The following is an 18,916-nucleotide window of genomic DNA, read 5'->3' as shown; positions in this document are numbered from 1 at the left end:
GGCTTAGTTGCCATTAATTAAAGACACCATCAACTTAATATTCTCTGAGTTATCTTGTAGGTCTTGATAAAGGCTTTGTAGCTGCTTCTGATCTAGACCTATCATATCTTGACTAGCTTGAGAAATATCTTCTTTATTCAACAGGTTATGACAAACATTTAACATTCTCGCTATGATGGCATTTTCTCCATCATAGGCCAAATTTTTACTATAACGAATGCCATTACAGATGCCTGCTGGTAATTCCCAGTGGCGAAGTAACCAAGCACCAATTTGCTCTCTGCTGAGTTTAAGTAACTGTACTTCAACCAAGTTAGTTGGAAGGTGAGCGTTAATCTCAAGTTGGCGTGACAGGATATTAAAATGAGGCGGTAACACAGCCCCTATAGCGAGCAAACCAAAGTTATGCAGCAAGCCTGCTAGGTATGCATGCCCTAGCCTCGGACGCTTTTTAGCCGGCATAGCTTTGACCATAGCTTCCATCAGTGAAGCGAAGGAAACGGCTTCTAGCCAATAGTTGTCATAATGGCGAGGGCCGTTCTCTGGTACCGCGAGTGCTTTTCCCATAGAAAGACCAAGTGCCAAGTTCATAACCATATCAAAGCCTAATACGCGAATTATGGCATCTTCAACCGACTCAATCTCCCCAGGAGCCCCATAGTAAGGAGAGCTTGCCCAACTGACTACCTGAGCGGCCAAACTAGGATCAAGGCTAATCACTTCGCATAACTCGTCAGTGCCAGCATTTTCATCAGCACATAAACGTATGATGCGCTGTGATGATGCTGGTAAAGGAGGGAGTTCAAGAGTTTCTTCTAAACGTTGACGAAGGCGAATGGATTGAAAGCCACCCAAAGCATTTAACATGCTTTCTTCATCTTGTTCATGATTCTCGACTTCTCTTTTAAGCTGGCCTTGAGGGATAGAGAAGTCGCCAAAATGGCATTTTGAGCCTGAAAAAATCTTATTAATTTCTATGGCTTCAATGGCGTTAAACTTTGTCAGGTCTGTTTTTTTCAGAGATAGCCTTTTGATGTCCTTTAGGCTTTCATCGATATAGGTAATGACTTTGTGTGTATTGAGTAGTAAATCACTCGATACATTATAAGAATTTGTGGTCGCTAAACGACGCTTGCTGACTCGTGTAATCGCACCAATGTCGAGCATAGAATCAAATGGGAAAATGGCTTGAACCTTACCTGTGGAATCCTGTAAGTGAACAATTTTAACCTTAAGGCTAGGTGTGATATCTGATTCTTGCTTGGTCATAAATTTCAATTTGAGTCTAAGTATTATTAAGCAAGCAATTTACCAAATATCGAAAAACAAAAAAGCCCCTAAAAGGGGCTTTTTTGTGCAATGACTGCTTTTTTTCTCAATTAGTGGTTCAAAATCTGACTTAAGAACAATTGAGTACGGTCATGCTGAGGGTTTTCAAAGAATTCGTGTGGCTCATTCGCTTCAACGATTTCACCGGCATCCATGAAGACAACACGGTCAGCAACAGTTTTTGCAAAGCCCATCTCGTGAGTTACACAAACCATTGTCATACCTTCATCAGCTAGCTGAATCATTACATCTAGTACTTCCTTGATCATCTCAGGGTCAAGTGCAGATGTTGGCTCATCAAATAGCATGATGCGTGGCTTCATACAAAGACCGCGGGCAATCGCAACACGTTGCTGCTGACCACCAGAAAGCTGACCTGGGAATTTATTCGCCTGGTTAGCAATTTTTACACGTTCAAGATAATGCATGGCCATCTCTTCAGCTTCTTTCTTAGGCATCTTACGAACCCAGATAGGCGCTAAAGTCAGGTTTTCTAAAATCGTTAAATGAGGGAATAGATTGAAGTGCTGGAACACCATACCCACATCTTTACGGATAGCTTCGATGTTTTTCAAGTTATCGTTCATCTCAATGCCGTCAACAATGATAGAACCCCTTTGGTGTTCTTCAAGACGGTTGATGCAACGAGTCATAGTTGATTTACCTGAACCTGATGGTCCACAAACAACGATACGCTCGCCTTTTTTGATACTGAAATCGATATTTTTAAGTACGTGGAAATCACCGTACCACTTGTTTACATCTTTAAATTCGATAATTGCTTTTTCGCCCGGCTCAAGCTGAGCGAGTGCCATATTGTGTTCTGTCATTTGAAAGGCCTCAAAAAAATTCTAGTTCCGCTTGTGTCCGGTTTCTAATTTACGCTCAATTGTCATACTGTAACGAGACATGCCAAAGCACGCTGCCCAGTAAATAAAGCCAGCAAAAGCATAACCTTCAATCGTTGTTCCTAACCAGTTAGAGTCGTGGGTCGCTGCTTGAATCCTACCTAATAGGTCAAACATACCTACAATATAAACTAGAGTGGTGTCTTTAAATAAGCCAATGAAGGTGTTTACGATACCAGGAATAACTAGCTTTAATGCTTGTGGCAAGATTACCAAAATCATTGACTGCCAGTAAGTTAGGCCCATAGCATCAGCTGCTTCATATTGACCTTTTGGAATCGCTTGTAAACCACCACGTATTACTTCCGCCATATAAGCTGCAGAGAATAGGGTGATACCAATCAATACACGCATTAACTTATTAAAGTTCATACCATCAGGTAGGAACAATGGAATCATTACAGATGCCATAAATAAGATAGTGATCAGAGGTACTGCACGAATCGTTTCAATGAAAACGATACAAACAGACTTAGCAATTGGCATGCTAGATTGACGACCTAATGCTAGAAGTACTCCCAACGGGAAAGAAGCAACAATACCCACAACACCTAAAAGTGTTGTTAGGAATAAACCACCCCATAAAGAAGTTTCAACGATTTCTAGTCCAAAGACTCCGCCAGCAAATAGGAAATAAGCAACAACAGGATAAACCGCTATGATCCCGATTGATAAATACAGCTTATTTACAGCTTTTACTGCGAACATTGCAATCAAGACAACTAGCAGAATCAAGGCTAGATTAATTCGCCACGTTTCTTCTGCTGGGTATAGGCCATACATAAACTGTTCAAAGTAAACACCAATGAAAGCCCAACATGCACCGCCTGCTGTACAGGCCGCTTTTGATTCACCTCCAAATGTTGCATTTACAACACCCCACTCTACAACAGGTGGGATAAGCAAGTACAAAACGTAAAAGCTGAATAAAGTTAAAAATATATTGAGTGGGGACGACAATAAATTTTGACGTACCCATGCCACTGCACCAACAGAATTTACTGGTGGTGGAAGGCTTGGAGATGGTTGAAATATCTTCGCCATGATTCGCCCCCTAGCGCTCAGTTAATGACATTTTTTTGTTATACCAGTTCATGAATATCGAAATAGTCAAACTTAATGTTCCGTAAACCAGCATACAAAGCCCAATGTTTTCAATCGCTTGACCTGTTTGGTTCAGCGTTGTACCCATAACCACAGCAACTAATTCTGGGTATGCAATTGCAGCCCCAAGTGATGAGTTTTTCGCTAAGTTAAGGAATTGGCTAGTAAGTGGAGGAATGATAACGCGTAGCGCTTGAGGCAAAACAATTAAACGTTGTGTCAAACTGTCTTTAAGACCTAAAGAACGAGCTGCTTCAGTTTGTCCCCAGTTTACAGACAAAATACCTGCACGCACTATTTCAGCAATAAAGGCACCGGTATAGGTAGAAAGTGCAACAAGTACTGCAACAAATTCTGGGGGTAGAACCATACCACCTTTAACGTTAAAACGACTTTTTTGAGGAAGATCGAATTCAATAGGGAAGCCAGATACAACCAAAGCGAGTAGGGTAATGACTATGATTAGGCCTAGAGAGGACCAATAAGCTGGAAACCAAAGACCTGTAATAGTTTGACGCCTTTTCGCCCAAATAATTAGTGCAATAGATGCAATAATCGATATAACAAAGCCTGCGATAACAATACCAAAACCATCTTGAAAGATAGGGTTTGGAGAGTAGATACCACGTTTGTTTAGGAAGAAGTCACCGAAGATTATACTGTTTTTGGGTATAGGCAAGGTTGCTAGAACCGCAAAATACCAGAAAAACATTTGCAGCAATAATGGAATATTACGCAGCGTTTCAACATATACCGTTGCTAAGCGCGCTACTAACCAGTTATTAGAAAGACGAGCTAAGCCCATCACAACACCAATAATAGTGGCTAGTATAATACCCATTAAGGAAATAACGACGGTATTAATCAGAGCAACAATAAAGGCGCGTCCATAGGAATCGGCTTCAGTGTACTCAATAAGGTGGATAAGAATGGGAAATCCAGCAGGTTGGTTTAAAAATTCAAAACCAGTGGAAATACCTTGATTTGCTAAGTTGGCTTGTAAGTTACTAAATAGGTAATAGCTTACGAAAACAACCACAGCTAGAAGCACAACTTGAAAGATAATGGCGCGGGTGCCGGCATCATTCAAAAGGCTTTTATTACTTGAAGTAGTATTATCGCTCATCTTGGTTCAGGCAATCGAAATGCTCGTCAGATGTGTAAAGAAAGGGGGGAAAGATTCAGCGGCTCAAAGCAGAGCCGCTGAATAGATACCCGAAGCAGGTAGCTTGTAGGTATTAACGTACTGGTGGCGCGTACATTACACCACCTTCAGTCCACAGTTTGTTAATTCCGCGTGGAAGACCTACTGGAGTAGATGGACCAACGTTACGCTCGAAAACTTCACCGTAGTTACCTACTTGAGCAATTACATTGTAAGCCCAGTCAGCAGAAAGGTTTAGTTGAGCACCCATGTTACCTTCAGCACCTAGAAGACGCTTGATACCTGGATCTTTCGTTTCTGCTTTGATCTTAGCTACGTTTTTAGAGCTAATACCCATTTCTTCAGCATTAACCTGTACAAACATTGCCCAAGTTACAATATCTTTCCATTGGTTGTCGCCATGACGAACAACAGGACCAAGTGGCTCTTTAGAAATTGTTTCATCTAAAATAACGTGTGCATTTGAATCAGCTAGCTTAGAACGGTGAGCAGCAAGACCTGATTTATCTGTTGTGAATACATCACAACGACCTGAAGCATATGCAGCTAGAGCTTCGTCTGCTTTCTGTACAACAACTGGAACGTATTCTAGTTGGTTCTTACGGAAGAAGTCAGCCATGTTTAATTCTGTTGTTGTACCTTGTTCTGTACAAACTGTTGCACCGTCAAGTTCAAGTGCAGAATTAACACCTAGATCTTTACGTACCATGAAACCTTGACCGTCGTAGAAGTTAACAGTTGTAAAATCTAGACCTAGAGAAGTATCACGTGTGTAAGTCCAAGTAGTGTTACGAGATAGAACGTCAATTTCACCTGATTGAAGCGCTGTGAAACGTTCTTTCGCAGAAAGAGGAGTAAATTTAACTTTTTGAGCATCACCGAATACGGCTGCAGCAGCTGCACGACAAGCATCTACGTCGATACCAGTCCAGTTACCATTAGAATCGGCATTTGAGAAACCAGGAACACCTTGGCTTACGCCACATTGAATAAAGCCTTTTGCTTTTACATCGTCAAGCGTACCAGCAGTTGCACCAGCACTTACAGTTAGAGCAACAGCTGCAGTAGAAATTAACTTACCCACGTTAGATTTCATCTTATTTTGCCTCCCAGGCGTTTTGATTGGTCGTAATTTTTAGACATAGATTATTGATATTTACTTGTGTTCAAACTCAATTCTTTTAGAGAGTTAAATTCTTCAACAGCAATTCTTAGGCCAAAATTAACTTATTATTTTATTTTGTTTTATTACAGCCGAATATTCTGAATGCATTCGACTGGCCTCTATAGAATTACTGTTTAAGGTACTGAGTCAAGAGAAAACTAACAAAATACCTGTGCATTTTGAGTAGATCCTGCTTTTTTATAGTTTTTATTTATCAACTAACCTTTAACCGATAAAAAAACTGAATTTAAATTCAAAAATAAACCTTTCATCTAGTAAGGGTTAAGTTAAGACCAAAATTTCAAAAAAGCACCAAAATGGTTCGTCGAATCTTCTAAAAATGTCTTTTTGCACAGAATAATTGTCTGTTTTGAGCCATCACTCAGGACTTGAAAATGTTATTGTTTTACTTTGTCTGCTTAAAAGTGAAATATAGACGCTCTAAAACTGAAGCTAAGATCAATAAATACAAAGATTTGTAATTTTTGTTGTTCGCTGAGCGCATGCTAAACTAGCGTAAGACCTTGTTTGAATGGGGAGATTCAACAGAGATGGATAATTCGCCTAAACCGTTAGATAGGTTAGATCGAAAAATATTAAGAGAGCTACAAGTAAACGGCAGATTATCTAATGTGGAGTTAGCTAGTCGTGTGGGCTTGAGTGCGACACCTTGCTTAGAAAGGGTGCGCCGTTTAGAACGTAATGGCTATATCACAGGTTATTGCGCTTTAGTCGATCCTCGTAAAGTAGAAGCGGGTTTATTAGTATTTGTAGAAATTCGCCTTAAAGCCACATCACCAGAAGGTTTTAATGAATTCAAAGCATCCATTGCTAATATTCCTGAAATCTTAGAGTGCCACCTTATAGCAGGTGATTTTGAATACCTACTAAAGGCTCGCGTGCCAGATATGGATGCATATCGCCAATTATTAGGTGAAACCTTGCTAACGCTTCCTCATGTGCGAGAGTCACGTACCTATGTTGCAATGGAAGAAGTGAAAAACACCACAGTAGTTAACATTCTCTAAGCTTTAAACATTTAGATAATGCTCAATATTCGGCAGCCACCTCTGTAACAGGGGCGAAATGGCTTCCGGGTGGTTGTGGTATAAGCGCTGTGCTGTGGCTTGTACTTGATCAAGTAAACCCTTATCCCTTTGTAAGTCTGCGACTTTAAACTCCATCAAGCCTGTTTGCCTAGAGCCTAATAATTCACCTGGCCCTCTCAATTCTAAGTCTTTCTCCGCAATCTTAAAGCCGTCTGAGGTTTCTCTCATCGTCGAAAGCCTAGCTTTGCCTTGTTGACCCAGCGGTGTTTTATAAAGCAAGACGCAATGGCTCGCCGCAGAACCTCGTCCAACACGGCCACGAAGCTGATGTAACTGAGCCAAACCAAGTCGTTCTGGGTTCTCGATCACCATTAAACTGGCGTTTGGTACATCAACCCCAACTTCAATCACAGTGGTTGCCACTAAAAGCTGTAGCTCTCCTGCTTTAAAGCGATTCATTATGTCTGCTTTTTCTTGAGCCTTTAAACGGCCATGAACCAAGCCAATAGATAAACCTTGTAACTGCTCGCTGAGCATAGTGGCAGTATCTTCTGCAGCTTGGCATTGCAAGGCATCAGACTCTTCAATCAGAGTGCAGACCCAATAAGCCTGTTGGCCTCCCTGACACGCCGCTTGTACCCGAGAAATTACCTCATCACGCCTTTGATCTGAGACCACAATCGTTGTAACAGGTGTTCGGCCAGGAGGTAGTTCGTCGATAATTGAGCAATCAAGGTCAGCATAGGCAGACATAGCCAAAGTACGAGGAATTGGAGTGGCTGTCATGATGAGTTGATGGGGCTGTAATTGGCCATTCATGCCTTTTTCCCTTAACGCCATCCTTTGATGCACACCAAACCTGTGTTGTTCATCAATAATGGCCAGAGATAAGTTATGAAACTCAACACTGTCTTGAAAGAGTGCATGGGTGCCGACCACTATTTTGGCTTCGCCAGACGCGATTTTAGCCAGCTCTTGCTCCCTTTGTTTTCCTTTTAATTTGCCTACCATCCAAGCGACTTCTATCCCTAATGGTTTAAACCACTGGCTGAAATTCACCAGATGTTGTTCGGCTAAGATTTCTGTTGGTGCCATGACAGCCACTTGTAAATCTTGAGCCACAAAGACGGCGGCTGTCATCGCGGCAACCAAGGTTTTTCCTGATCCTACATCGCCTTGAATCAGACGTAACATAGGGTGACCTTTTTTAAGGTCGTCTAGAATCTCACTCACCACTCTGTTTTGTGCGTTTGTTGGCGAAAAAGGTAAGCTTTTTAATAGCTTATCCATAATTTCGCCCGGTTCATTTAAGCTGATAGAAAGGTCTTCTTTGGCTTTAAACTTCTTACCAATCAAACTTAATTGATGGGCTAATAGCTCTTCAAACGATAAACGATACTGGGCTGGATGTGAGCCTGCTTTTAGCTCTTCGATATTAGCATCGGTCGGAGGTTGATGCAGGTAACGCACAGCATCGTAAAGAGCAGGTAGCTGAAAATCTTGGCGAATTTGCTCTGGTAACCACTCTTGTAAATTGTAAGGTGATAAATGCTCTAAAGCTTGTTCACATAAGAGCCGAATCTTGTTTTGCGTGATGCCTTCGGTCAAAGGGTAAATCGGTGTAAGTCTGTCATCTTCAGCTTGCCAGTCGTCACTCACAAGCTGATATTCTGGGTGGAACATTTCCAGCCCAGTGCTGCCTCGTCTTACTTCACCGAAGCAGCGTATGGCTTTACCGGCTTCAAACTGCTTTTTCTGGCTCGCATTAAAATGGAAAAAACGCAGACATAGTGAGCCAGAGTCATCGCGAATACGGCACACCAAGCTACGGCGTTTTCCCATTTGCACTTCACAACTGGCAACCTTACCTTCTACTACTATTTCGTCACCAAATTTAAGCTGACCAATAGGGAGCACACGGGTTCTGTCTTGATAACGAATTGGCAAATGGAAAATTAAATCCTGCAGCGTTTCGATATGCAGCTTCTGTAACTTCTCAGCCAGTGCCGCACCGACACCTTTAAGTTCAGTAACAGCAACACATTCAAGCGAATCCATAGGGCTCCTTATAAAGCGAGTTTAAACTATCAAAGATAGGCTGAATTAGACTGGGAAATGCTGATAAGCATCACGAATAGACTGACTCAACGCATCAATGGCCTGCGGACGAGGAAAGCTTGCACGCCAAGCCAATGCCACAGTACGTTTAGGCGCTGGATGAGCAAAGGGGCGAATTTCTAGCAGGTCCGAATTGATATTAGTGGCGGCAGATTTTGGCAATACAGTCACGCCTAAACCAGAAGATACCATATAGCGTATTGTCTCTAGGGAGCTGCCATTCACCACGGTTCTCGCCGTATCATAGTCGGCTTCATTTAGAATAGGGCAGGCCTCTGTTACCTGATCACTAAAACAATGGCCTTTACCTAAAATCAAAAGGTTGTCAGTGCTTAGTTGTGAGGTTTCAATATGGCTCAATTTGGTCCAGCTGTGATTTTTTGGCATTAATACCACAAACTCTTCCTCATAGATGGGTTGAGTCACCACATCAGGCTCTCTAAAAGGAAGCGCCACTATAATGGCATCGAGTTCGCCGTTTCTCAGCTTAGGTCTTAAATTCTCTGTTAAATTTTCCTCAATAATCAAAGGCATACCTTGAGTATGCTGATGTAAAAAAGGAATCATATGAGGGAATAAATAAGGGGCAATAGTATAAATAGCACCGACCTTAATCGGACCTTTAAGCTGATTTTGACCTGTTGAAGCCAGCTCTTTAATCACATTGGCTTGTTCCATAACACGTTCAGCTTGATCCACAATTTGTTGGCCAAGAGGCGTAATATAAACCGCGCTTTTAGAACGCTCAAAAATAGCTGCTCCTAGCTCTTCTTCAAGCTTTTTCACAGCCACACTTAAGGTCGGCTGTGAAACATGACAAGCATCCGCGGCACGGCCAAAATGTTGTTCTTTGGCGAGCATTACAATGTATTTAAGTTCGGTAAGCGTCATATACTAGTAAGCCTATAAAATAGAATCGATTGTTAATAACTATGATAAAGTAATTTTTGATAAAGTATAATATTAAGATTCGTTATTTCGCGTAAGGACGCTTCATTTATGTCAAGCATACTCATAGCTGGTTGTGGTGATCTAGGCAGTGGCCTTGCCACAAAATTGGTGGAACAAGGGCATGATGTGCATGCCATTCGTCGTGCTACCAATACATTTCCAAAAGGCGTTAAGGGGATTTTGGGGGATATTTGTGAATTGCCTGAAGCTGCTTTTCCTAAAGTAGATCTTGTTTACCTTATTATGACGCCACAAGGGCGAACTCAAGACGCCTATGAGGCGGCCTATTTAGCAACGAGTCAAAGACTGTCTGAGGTTTACCAAAAGCTTGCGACTCAAGATGGCCCGCATATCTTTTTTATCTCAAGTACCAGCGTTTATGGTAGCGAACAAGATGGCTGGTTAGGTTTGGATGAAACAACCCAAGCCCTGCCTAGCTCAGTAACAGGTAAGGTATTACATCAAGCTGAAAATGTTTGGTTAGAAGGGTCTCTAGATCACTCTGTGGTGCGCTTCTCTGGTATTTATGGGCCAGGACGAAACAGAACACTCGATAAAATCGCTCAAGGGCAAGGTTTTAGTGCAGCAAATCAGTGGACTAACCGAATTCACCGGGATGACTGTGTCGCCAGCTTATTCTTTCTAGGGCAAGCAAAACTTGCGGGCAATACTCTTGCTCCTATTTATATCGGTACGGACCAAGCGCCTGTTAGCCAATGGGAGCTAGTGAATTGGATTGCTGCTCATATGGAGGTGGAACAAGAAATAAACTCAGAGTTAAGCCTGGGTGACATGATACCGGCTAAAGGCAAACAACTAAGCTCCAGTGCATTACAAAGCTTAGGCTATCAGTTTATTTACCCAAGTTATGTGCAAGGTTATCAAGCCTTACTGAAAGACTATTTAAGTAAGTAAATTTGAACAAGCAGCTTGTTCAAATGGCTGGCCGATAAGCAATAAAAAAGCCAATGCTGTCTCAGCATCGGCTTTTTCGGTCTGAGGAAAAGAAGATTAATCTTCTAGTACCATCACACCTTCAATTTCAACTTTTACATTCTTCGGTAGCGCACGTACACCAACCGCAGCACGAGCAGGATAAGGAATGCTAAAGAATTGCATCATCACTTCGTTTACGGCATTGAAGTTACCTAGGTCTGGCATGAAGATGTTTAGTTTTACGATATCTTGTAGAGAGCCACCGGCTGCTTCACAAACAGCTTGAAGGTTTTTAAATACCTGAGTGGTTTGCTCAGATACGTCTTCACTAATGATTTCCATTGTTTCTGGTACCAGTGGAATTTGGCCAGAAAGGTAAACCGTATTACCTGCACGTACCGCTTGAGAATAAGGGCCGATCGCTTGTGGCGCTTTGTCGGTATGAATCACTTGCTTGGACATCTCTATTTCCTCGTTATGTTATGGCCTTCGTGAGGCTTTTTTTATAATCAACTGCAGACTTAAACGTTAGCGAGAGGCATCTCGCTAACGTGAAACTATGGTCTCGCGGGTCACTTTCTCAACACAGCGCACTGCTTTAATGCGACGCATCACATCGGCTAATCCTACGCGACTTGAAATCGTAATGTTTAAGCGTAAGCGACTGATTCTGCCTCTTTCAATGATATCTAGGTTCGAAACCTGATAATCCGTATCACTGATGGAGCTGGCGATCTTAGCAACCGCACCACGCTCATTCACATAACTCACAATCAAGCTAATATTGAGATCTTCTTCTATCTCTTTACCCCAAGCCATATGAATATAGCGTTCAGGTTGAGTCAGATGGTCTTGAATATTAGGACAGCTCTGGTGGTGAATAATAATGCCCTTTTCAACCTGAACAAACCCAACAATAGGGTCCCCAGGAATCGGCGAACAGCACTTAGCATAAGATAACAACATGCCTTCTGAGCCATTCACTTTGAAAGACTTAGGCGAAATTAATTCTTCCTCGTTGAAGTGTGGGAACAGCTGGCGAGATACCAAATAGCCCACATGACGGCCTTTACCAACAGATTCTAAAAGATCGTCCATAGAATCAAGTTGGTAATGCGCCAATACTTGGTCTATTTGTTCTTGAGCGAGTTGTTCTATGTTGGTTTTGAATGTATTCAGAGAGCGGTTAAGAAGGCGAGTACCAATGGAAATGGCGTTTTCACGTTGCTTGTCTTTAAGATAATGACGGATATTTGCACGTGCTTTACCGGTAATCGCAAAACTTAGCCAAGCCACATTAGGTTGGGCTTTCTTCGCGGTGATAATCTCAACTGTTTGGCCACTTTCTAATTGTGTGCTTAATGGTGATAAGCGTCGGTTAATACGACAGGAAATACAGGTATTACCGATTTCAGTGTGGACACCATAAGCAAAGTCGACCGGTGTTGCTCCAGTTGGAAGCTCGATAATCTCGCCATCAGGCGTGAAAACATACACTTCATCTGGGAAAAGGTCATTCTTAACGTTGTCGACAAACTCGATAGCGTTACCGGCTTTCTGTTGTATTTCCAACAGGCTTTTAACCCATTTTGTCGCTCTATCATGGCTATTGCTCGCACTAGCACCTGCGCTAGTCGACTTATATGCCCAATGTGCTGCAATACCATTATCTGCCACCGTATCCATTTCTTGGGTACGAATCTGCACTTCCATAGGTAAGCCATTTGTACCCACAACCGTGGTATGCAAAGACTGATAACCGTTGGACTTAGGCACAGCGATATAGTCTTTAAAACGACCTTCAACTGGCTTAAACAAAGAGTGAATTACACCGAGAATACGGTAACAAGAATCATGCTTGTCGGTGACGATACGCACACCAACCACATCCATAATTTCGCCTAAAGAACGGCGCTTCTTCTGCATCTTCTGATAAATGCTATAGATGTGTTTTTCGCGAATACTAATATCAGATTCAATATAGTCAGCAGCTAACTCAGACTTTAAATAATCGCCTAGCTTTTCAGTATCCTTAATGCGTTGACCGTACTTCTTATTAATCGCACGGTTAAGCATGCGAGCACGCATAGGATAATAAGCCTGAAAGGCTAGGGATTCTAAATCGATACGAACATTATACATACCCAAGCGATTGGCTATCGGTGCGTAAATGTCTAAGGTTTCGCGAGCAATACGGCGCTTTTTATGAGCTGGCATAGAATCCAGCGTGCGCATATTGTGTAATCGGTCGGCTAACTTCACCAAGATGACACGAATATCATCAGCCATGGCCATCGCCATTTTCTGGAAGTTATGGGCCTGTTTCTCAAGCTGATTATTAAACTCGAGATGGGTAAGTTTACTTACCCCATCAACCAGAGCCGCAACCCCTTCACCAAATTGTTCCGTTAAGGCTTCACGGCTAATGCCAGTGTCTTCAATAACGTCATGTAACAGCGCGGCCACCAGGCCGTCGCAGTCCATGCGGAACTCAGCTAAAATTTGCGCCACAGCTAAAGGATGAATCACATAAGGTTCACCACTTTTACGACGTTGGCCATCGTGAGCTTGTTCGGCGTAATAATAAGCGCGTTTGATGTCAGCAACTTGCTCGTATGGCAAGTACTGGATCAGGGTGGAGGCTAAATCTTCTATGGTATACATCGCTCACCTCAACAGTGAGCTAAAAATGTTGAAACGAGCGATACCATAAATTAAAACTCGTGAATCGGTTGGTCTTGCTGATCAACATTACCTGCGTTGATAGCGTCTTCAGCGATTTCACGTAAAGCAACAACAGTAAACTTGTCATCTTCGATAGCAACTTTAGCGTCTTTACCACCTGTTGCTAGTTGGCGAGCACGTTTTGCTGCAACCATAACCAACTGAAAGCGGTTATCAACATTTTCTAAACAATCTTCTACAGTAACTCGAGCCATCTTGATCTCTACCTATTTAATTCATGAATGTTCTAATTCTACTTAACCGCTTCTCACAAAGACAAGAGATCATTGATAAGATCCGCATGTTTTTGTGCAATAAGCTGTCTTCTATTGCGCATCGCAGTGAAAATGGCCTGCATTTCCGTGAGAGCCTGATCTAAATCGTCATTTATGACGACATAATCGTACTCATCATAATGAGACATCTCGCTAACCGCTTTAGACATACGACGCTCAATGACCTCGTCAGAATCTGTACCACGACCACGTAAACGTTCATCTAACGCTTGTGTCGAAGGTGGTAAGATAAAAATACTCAAAGCATCTGGGTAAAGTTCGCGTACTTGACGCGCCCCTTGCCAATCAATTTCCAAAATAACATCTAGACCCTGATCAAGCATATCTGCGATGGCTTTTTTCGAAGTGCCATAATAGTTATCAAATACTTGTGCATGCTCAACAAAGGCATCTTCAGCAATCATATCTAAGAAGCTATCAGCATCTATAAAGAAGTATTCTCTGCCGTCTTCTTCACCTGTACGTGCCGCACGAGTGGTATGAGAAACAGAAATACGTACCTGCTCATCTTGAGCCAGTAACGCTTTATATAAGGTTGATTTTCCAGCGCCGGAAGGGGCTGAAAGAATGAAAAGATTTCCGCGAGATTGATTCATTCGGGTCTCTGATAAAGATCTATTGGTGGAAAAATAAGAGTATAACAACGCGAAGTGCGAAGCCCGATTCAAATCGGACAGGGATTGTACCATATTTCTTTTTATTGGGGTTAAAACGCCTGAGTTTGCCGAGACATTGTTAAAGCTTTTACTCAATATGCTCATTTATCACGATAAACTCCGCTATTTCGTAAAATCTTTGCCTCGTCTCAACTTCACTCAGTTCGTTTTTAATAGGTTGTTTTATTTGAAAACTGATAAATGAAGAAATGGCGAAAGAGTAAATTTTTTCTGTATGATATTAGCGACTTAGTCTGCGTAAAAAGGAATTTAGATGAATCAAGTAGGTATCTATGAGCAGTTGATTACGCAATTGGTGGAGCAGAGTTTAGATAGAGATCAGTTTTATGTCGGCGAAAGGTTACTAGAAGCTGCTGAAGCATCTGTTTTCTTGTCTCGTTTTTTAACCAAAATTATAGAAGTCTCCATGGACTCTGTGCCGCAAGGTCTGGATAGAGTTACGACTCAGATTAAGCTTGCTAATAACATCATCACTTGGCTAAGTACGCATATTCGAGATGAAAAGCTAATTGATGAAAACCTGCTAGATAGCCAAGGTAAAATTCTTACTGCTCTGTTTGATAAAACAAACCCTATTTCCTCAGATTTATCAAAATACTCCCAATCCATTATGCCGCTTACAGGTTTGACCCAAAGTGAGCTTTTTTCAGGCAGTAATGTGGGTGTTTCTATGGAGACTGAGCTTAAAAGAGAGATTCAATCGTCGGATAAAATTTACTGGCTGGTATCTTTTATTAAGTGGGCTGGGATTCGAATTTTTAAAAAGGAGCTAGAAGCCTTCACACGAAGCGGTAAGGAGCTCAAGGTAATCACTACTTCCTATATGGGAGCAACGGATGCAAAGGCGGTGGAGTTTTTAGCCTCTCTACCTAACACCCAAGTGAAGCTGAGCTACAACACAAACAGAGAAAGGCTACATGCTAAGTCCTATTTGTTTTTACGAGATACAAAATTTCATACTGGTTACATAGGCTCATCTAACCTTTCTCACTCTGCTTTAACCAATGGTCTTGAGTGGAACCTTAAAATTACCTCGCAAGAAATTCCGCACATTATTGATAAAAGCTTGAGTACTTTTGAGACCTACTGGGAGTCTCCTGAGTTTGAAAGCTTCGATGGTAGAGCTGAAAGTCGTGATAAATTGGTCAAAGCTTTGCAACAGGCCCAAGGGGCTCAAGAACTCACTCAATTTCATTTTGAGGTTAAGCCTTATGCTCATCAAGAGGTGATTTTAGAGAAGCTCCAAGTTGAACGAAGACTACATGATCGATATAGGAATCTCGTTGTAGCGGCTACAGGAACAGGAAAAACGCTTATTTCAGCTTTTGATTTTGCTGATTTCTACAAGGCTAACCCAGAAGCCAACTTTCTATTTATTGCCCATAGGGAAGAGATCCTAAAGCAAGCTCAAGCGGCTTATCGTGGTGTGCTTAAAAATAATTACTTTGGAGAGCTGCTGGTAGGTCACCATAAACCAAATGGCTATAGGCATCTATTTGCATCGATTCAGAGCCTCAATAATCAACTAGACAGCCTTTCCTTATCTACTGATTTTTTTGATTATATTGTGATTGATGAGGTGCATCACGTTGCAGCCAATAGTTATCGCCCTTTATTAAATTACTTCACACCTAAAATTTTGCTTGGCTTAACGGCGACACCAGAAAGGCATGATGGAACAGATATTTTGGACGACTTTTGTGGTGCTATCGCTGCTGAAATTCGTTTACCAGAGGCTATTAATCAAAGACATTTAACGCCTTTTCAATACTTTGCCATCGATGATGAAACTGACCTAAGTAGGCTTTCATGGAAGCAAGGTCGCTATGACATTGCTGAACTCACCAAGGTTTATACTCATAATGATCAGAGGGTGTTTCGCATATTACAAAGCTTAGATGAGTTAGTGACTGATATTTCTCAGATGCGAGCTTTGGCATTTTGTGTCAGCCAAGATCATGCCTCCTTTATGGCGAAAAAATTTAGCTTAAAAGGCATTGCTTGTGCTGTTTTAACTAGTAATAACACCAAAGAAAGACATCTACTACAGCAGCAACTTAGACGAAAAGAAATTAATGTACTCTTTGTCGTAGATATCTTTAATGAAGGGGTAGATATCCCTGAACTTGATACCTTATTGTTTTTAAGGCCAACCGAGAGTTTAACGATTTTCTTGCAACAACTTGGTCGAGGGCTACGCCTCACTGATGATAAAGAGTGTTGCACTATTCTAGACTTTGTCGGTAATTCACGACCTGAATATGATTTTTCTCAGAAATTCAGATCATTAGTTGGTAAGACAAATCAATCCATTGAAACCGAGATCAAACAAGACTTCCCTAACTTACCTTTGGGTTGTCGTATTGAGCTACATGAAAAAGCCCAAGAGATCATTTTAAAAAATATAAGGTCAGCAACCTTAAATAAGAATAAGTTGCTGAGTTTGATTGCTAATTTCTCTCTCCATTCTGATCAAACGTTAACCCTAGAGAATTTCTTAAAACTGAACACTAATCTGTCTTTAGAAGATATATACCGTATTAAACTGGGTAAATTTGGTGGTTGGAATCGATTGCTTTCAAATGGAGAAAAAACACAAATATCCGAGTTTGTTGAAAGCCTGCAAGCTGCTTATTATCGGGCTATTAACAACCGTTTATTAGTATGTTCTTCTCAATCTTATCTTGAATTTTTACTCTCCTTATCACGCCATAATTTTGACATAAATAAAGTCTGGTTAGATCAGCCCCATAAAGATGATTTAGCCTTAAGGTGCCATTATGACTTTTGGGATAAAACAGGTGCTCAGCTAGGTTTTACCTCAATTGAAGAAAGCTTAATCACGCTGCAAAACCACGAGTTACAAGCGGAGTTAGAGCAAGTGCTTGTCATCTTGATTGACCGTCTCGAAACACAAGAGTTTAGGATGCCACTTGTTGGCAATATGGATGTTGATTCATCAAGTTTGAACATGCATGTCCGCTACCCCAAAGAGCATATTTTAATTGCCTTTAAAGATACTCATTTTGCTAAAAAGTCATCTAGCCGAGAAGGTATTTTGACTATTAAAGCTGCTAATACTGAGCTTATGTTTGTCACCTTAAATAAGTGCGAGAAACAGTTTTCAGCAACGACCATGTACCATGATTACGCTTTAAGCCCGACCTTGTTTCATTGGCAGACACAGAATAATACGCGACCAACATCTGGTCGTGGATTAGGCTATATCAATCAAAAAGCAGAAAAGAAAACCTTCCTACTCTTTGTTCGAGAACAAGCCAAAGATGAAAACGGTAGAACCATGGGCTTTGTGAACTTTGGTCCTGTTTCCTTTGTTAAATACGAAGGCAGCCAACCTATGAATATTACGTGGAAGTTGGCTCATCCAATGCCGTCTTTTATGTGGCATGACACAGCAAAACTTGCCATGTCTTAATTGAAATAGCGTCATCTGAGGCGATTAACCTCTTTATTCGCCTCATTATTTTATCCACCATTTTTGTGTGGGTAACCTCTATGCTTTTGATTCACCTAAACTATCTTTAGGCTTACAAGGGCGTGACTCAAAGTGGTAATTTCCGCTCTCATCTAATGTTAAAACGGAAACTTTTCCTCCTCCCAAATATGAAAGCCAAGTTTTATTTTCGTTCTTGAAATTACACAGGTGCTTAACTTTTATGTAATACGTATCTTTAAGTATTTTCTCTATTCCATTATTTCCATAATATGAAATTAAATTGGTCGCTGTATAGTGAGATGAGAAAATTAACATAAAGGTTAGAAGTATCTCGTTTAAGAAGTCTTTTGACTGTCTTATACTTATATATATAAGTACTGAAAATGCTATTGGAATAAGAATTACATTGAATAAATAAACCAAAAAAAACATAGTTAAGATTGATGTTGTTATATATAAAGCTATTGGAAATGATGTTGAACTCTCTTTTGTTACGCTCAATATATCCAAGTTTGCTAGCGAGCTGGAGTATGTACTGATACTGATAAATATCATAATTGCTAGATATTTAAGGAAAAACATTAATGTTTTATACTCTCTAAGTTTGTTTATTTCATTTTTAAAAGCATAACTTAGGATGAAAATTAATATAATAGAGTTGATGAGATAATAAGCTTTAGTATAAAATCCAAACGAAATTATTTTAAAGTTAATTAGCCAAATTGTTAAAGAAAATGATATTAATATTATATAACTAAAATATATGTAAATTCTTTTAGGTGTTAATGAATTATTATGTTTTTTTATATTTAATACTTTTCTATATAATCTTTATGCTTTTTTCTTATCCTTAAGTATCGTCTATATTTCTTTAAACCTTGAACTCTAGAATAGTTTCCAAGCAATACGGGAAGAGCAAAAAATATAGAAAAATGTAACCAGAAAAATACGAGCAAAACTACTTCCTTGTAAAATATGATCTTTACGTATTGAACCACTCTTTTTGAGTCGCATAAAGGTTTGATTTGATAAAGCTT

At 40.7% G+C, this 18,916-nt stretch carries 14 protein-coding genes; 3 read left to right on the top strand and 11 right to left on the bottom strand.

Annotated elements, in window-relative coordinates; genetic code table 11:
- Positions 1-3: 3 nt before the first annotated feature.
- The 5 genes from TW85_RS01820 to TW85_RS01800 all read right to left on the bottom strand — a co-directional run bounded on the left by TW85_RS01820 (position 4) and on the right by TW85_RS01800 (position 5,602).
- Positions 4-1,269: an HDOD domain-containing protein gene (locus tag TW85_RS01820; protein ID WP_046015376.1), complete on the bottom strand. Its 1,266-nt coding sequence runs from the start codon at positions 1,267-1,269 to the stop codon at positions 4-6.
- A 110-nt stretch (positions 1,270-1,379) separates the two neighbouring features.
- Positions 1,380-2,159: an amino acid ABC transporter ATP-binding protein gene (locus TW85_RS01815; RefSeq protein WP_046015375.1), complete on the bottom strand. Its 780-nt coding sequence runs from the start codon at positions 2,157-2,159 to the stop codon at positions 1,380-1,382.
- 21 nt (positions 2,160-2,180) lie between these two features.
- A complete protein-coding gene (locus TW85_RS01810; RefSeq protein WP_046015374.1) occupies positions 2,181-3,281 on the bottom strand; it encodes an amino acid ABC transporter permease in 1,101 nt (366 codons plus the stop codon).
- A 10-nt stretch (positions 3,282-3,291) separates the two neighbouring features.
- On the bottom strand, positions 3,292-4,467 hold the full coding sequence (locus TW85_RS01805) for an amino acid ABC transporter permease (RefSeq protein WP_046015373.1): 1,176 nt from the start codon (positions 4,465-4,467) through the stop codon (positions 3,292-3,294).
- Between the two features lie 112 nt (positions 4,468-4,579).
- Positions 4,580-5,602 carry an amino acid ABC transporter substrate-binding protein gene (locus tag TW85_RS01800; protein ID WP_046015372.1) on the bottom strand — a complete coding sequence of 341 codons (1,023 nt, stop codon included), beginning with the start codon at positions 5,600-5,602 and terminating at the stop codon, positions 4,580-4,582.
- A 620-nt stretch (positions 5,603-6,222) separates the two neighbouring features.
- Here TW85_RS01800 and lrp point away from each other — a divergent pair.
- Positions 6,223-6,699, top strand: a complete 477-nt coding sequence (gene lrp / locus TW85_RS01795) for a leucine-responsive transcriptional regulator Lrp (RefSeq protein ID WP_046015371.1) — start codon at positions 6,223-6,225, stop codon at positions 6,697-6,699.
- A 3-nt stretch (positions 6,700-6,702) separates the two neighbouring features.
- Here lrp and recG read toward each other — a convergent pair whose 3' ends face one another.
- Positions 6,703-8,778 (bottom strand): ATP-dependent DNA helicase RecG, encoded by a 2,076-nt coding sequence (gene recG / locus TW85_RS01790; RefSeq protein ID WP_046015370.1) that lies wholly within the window; start codon positions 8,776-8,778, stop codon positions 6,703-6,705.
- Positions 8,779-8,823: 45 nt separating this feature from the next.
- Positions 8,824-9,729, bottom strand: coding sequence for a hydrogen peroxide-inducible genes activator (locus tag TW85_RS01785; RefSeq protein ID WP_046015369.1), 906 nt, complete (start codon positions 9,727-9,729; stop codon positions 8,824-8,826).
- Positions 9,730-9,837: 108 nt separating this feature from the next.
- Between TW85_RS01785 and TW85_RS01780 the strand changes: the two genes are divergently transcribed.
- Positions 9,838-10,704: an NAD-dependent epimerase/dehydratase family protein gene (locus TW85_RS01780; protein WP_046015368.1), complete on the top strand. Its 867-nt coding sequence runs from the start codon at positions 9,838-9,840 to the stop codon at positions 10,702-10,704.
- 96 nt (positions 10,705-10,800) lie between these two features.
- Here the strand turns inward: TW85_RS01780 and TW85_RS01775 are convergent, their stop codons facing one another.
- The 4 genes from TW85_RS01775 to gmk all read right to left on the bottom strand — a co-directional run bounded on the left by TW85_RS01775 (position 10,801) and on the right by gmk (position 14,341).
- On the bottom strand, positions 10,801-11,187 hold the full coding sequence (locus TW85_RS01775; RefSeq protein WP_046015367.1) for a RidA family protein: 387 nt from the start codon (positions 11,185-11,187) through the stop codon (positions 10,801-10,803).
- Positions 11,188-11,271: 84 nt separating this feature from the next.
- The gene (locus TW85_RS01770) at positions 11,272-13,389 is read right to left on the bottom strand and encodes a bifunctional (p)ppGpp synthetase/guanosine-3',5'-bis(diphosphate) 3'-pyrophosphohydrolase (RefSeq protein ID WP_046015366.1); all 2,118 of its coding nucleotides are present in this window, start codon (positions 13,387-13,389) and stop codon (positions 11,272-11,274) included.
- Between the two features lie 50 nt (positions 13,390-13,439).
- Positions 13,440-13,664 carry a DNA-directed RNA polymerase subunit omega gene (gene rpoZ / locus TW85_RS01765; protein ID WP_046015365.1) on the bottom strand — a complete coding sequence of 75 codons (225 nt, stop codon included), beginning with the start codon at positions 13,662-13,664 and terminating at the stop codon, positions 13,440-13,442.
- A 53-nt stretch (positions 13,665-13,717) separates the two neighbouring features.
- A complete protein-coding gene (gmk, locus tag TW85_RS01760) occupies positions 13,718-14,341 on the bottom strand; it encodes a guanylate kinase (RefSeq protein WP_046015364.1) in 624 nt (207 codons plus the stop codon).
- Positions 14,342-14,675: 334 nt separating this feature from the next.
- Between gmk and TW85_RS01755 the strand changes: the two genes are divergently transcribed.
- Positions 14,676-17,858 (top strand): DEAD/DEAH box helicase, encoded by a 3,183-nt coding sequence (locus tag TW85_RS01755; protein ID WP_046015363.1) that lies wholly within the window; start codon positions 14,676-14,678, stop codon positions 17,856-17,858.
- The last annotated feature ends 1,058 nt before the right edge of the window (positions 17,859-18,916 follow it).

The sequence above is a fragment of the Marinomonas sp. S3726 genome (assembly GCF_000967665.1).
Taxonomy (GTDB): Bacteria; Pseudomonadota; Gammaproteobacteria; order Pseudomonadales; family Marinomonadaceae; genus Marinomonas.
This window is presented reverse-complemented; position numbering and strand designations above follow the sequence as displayed.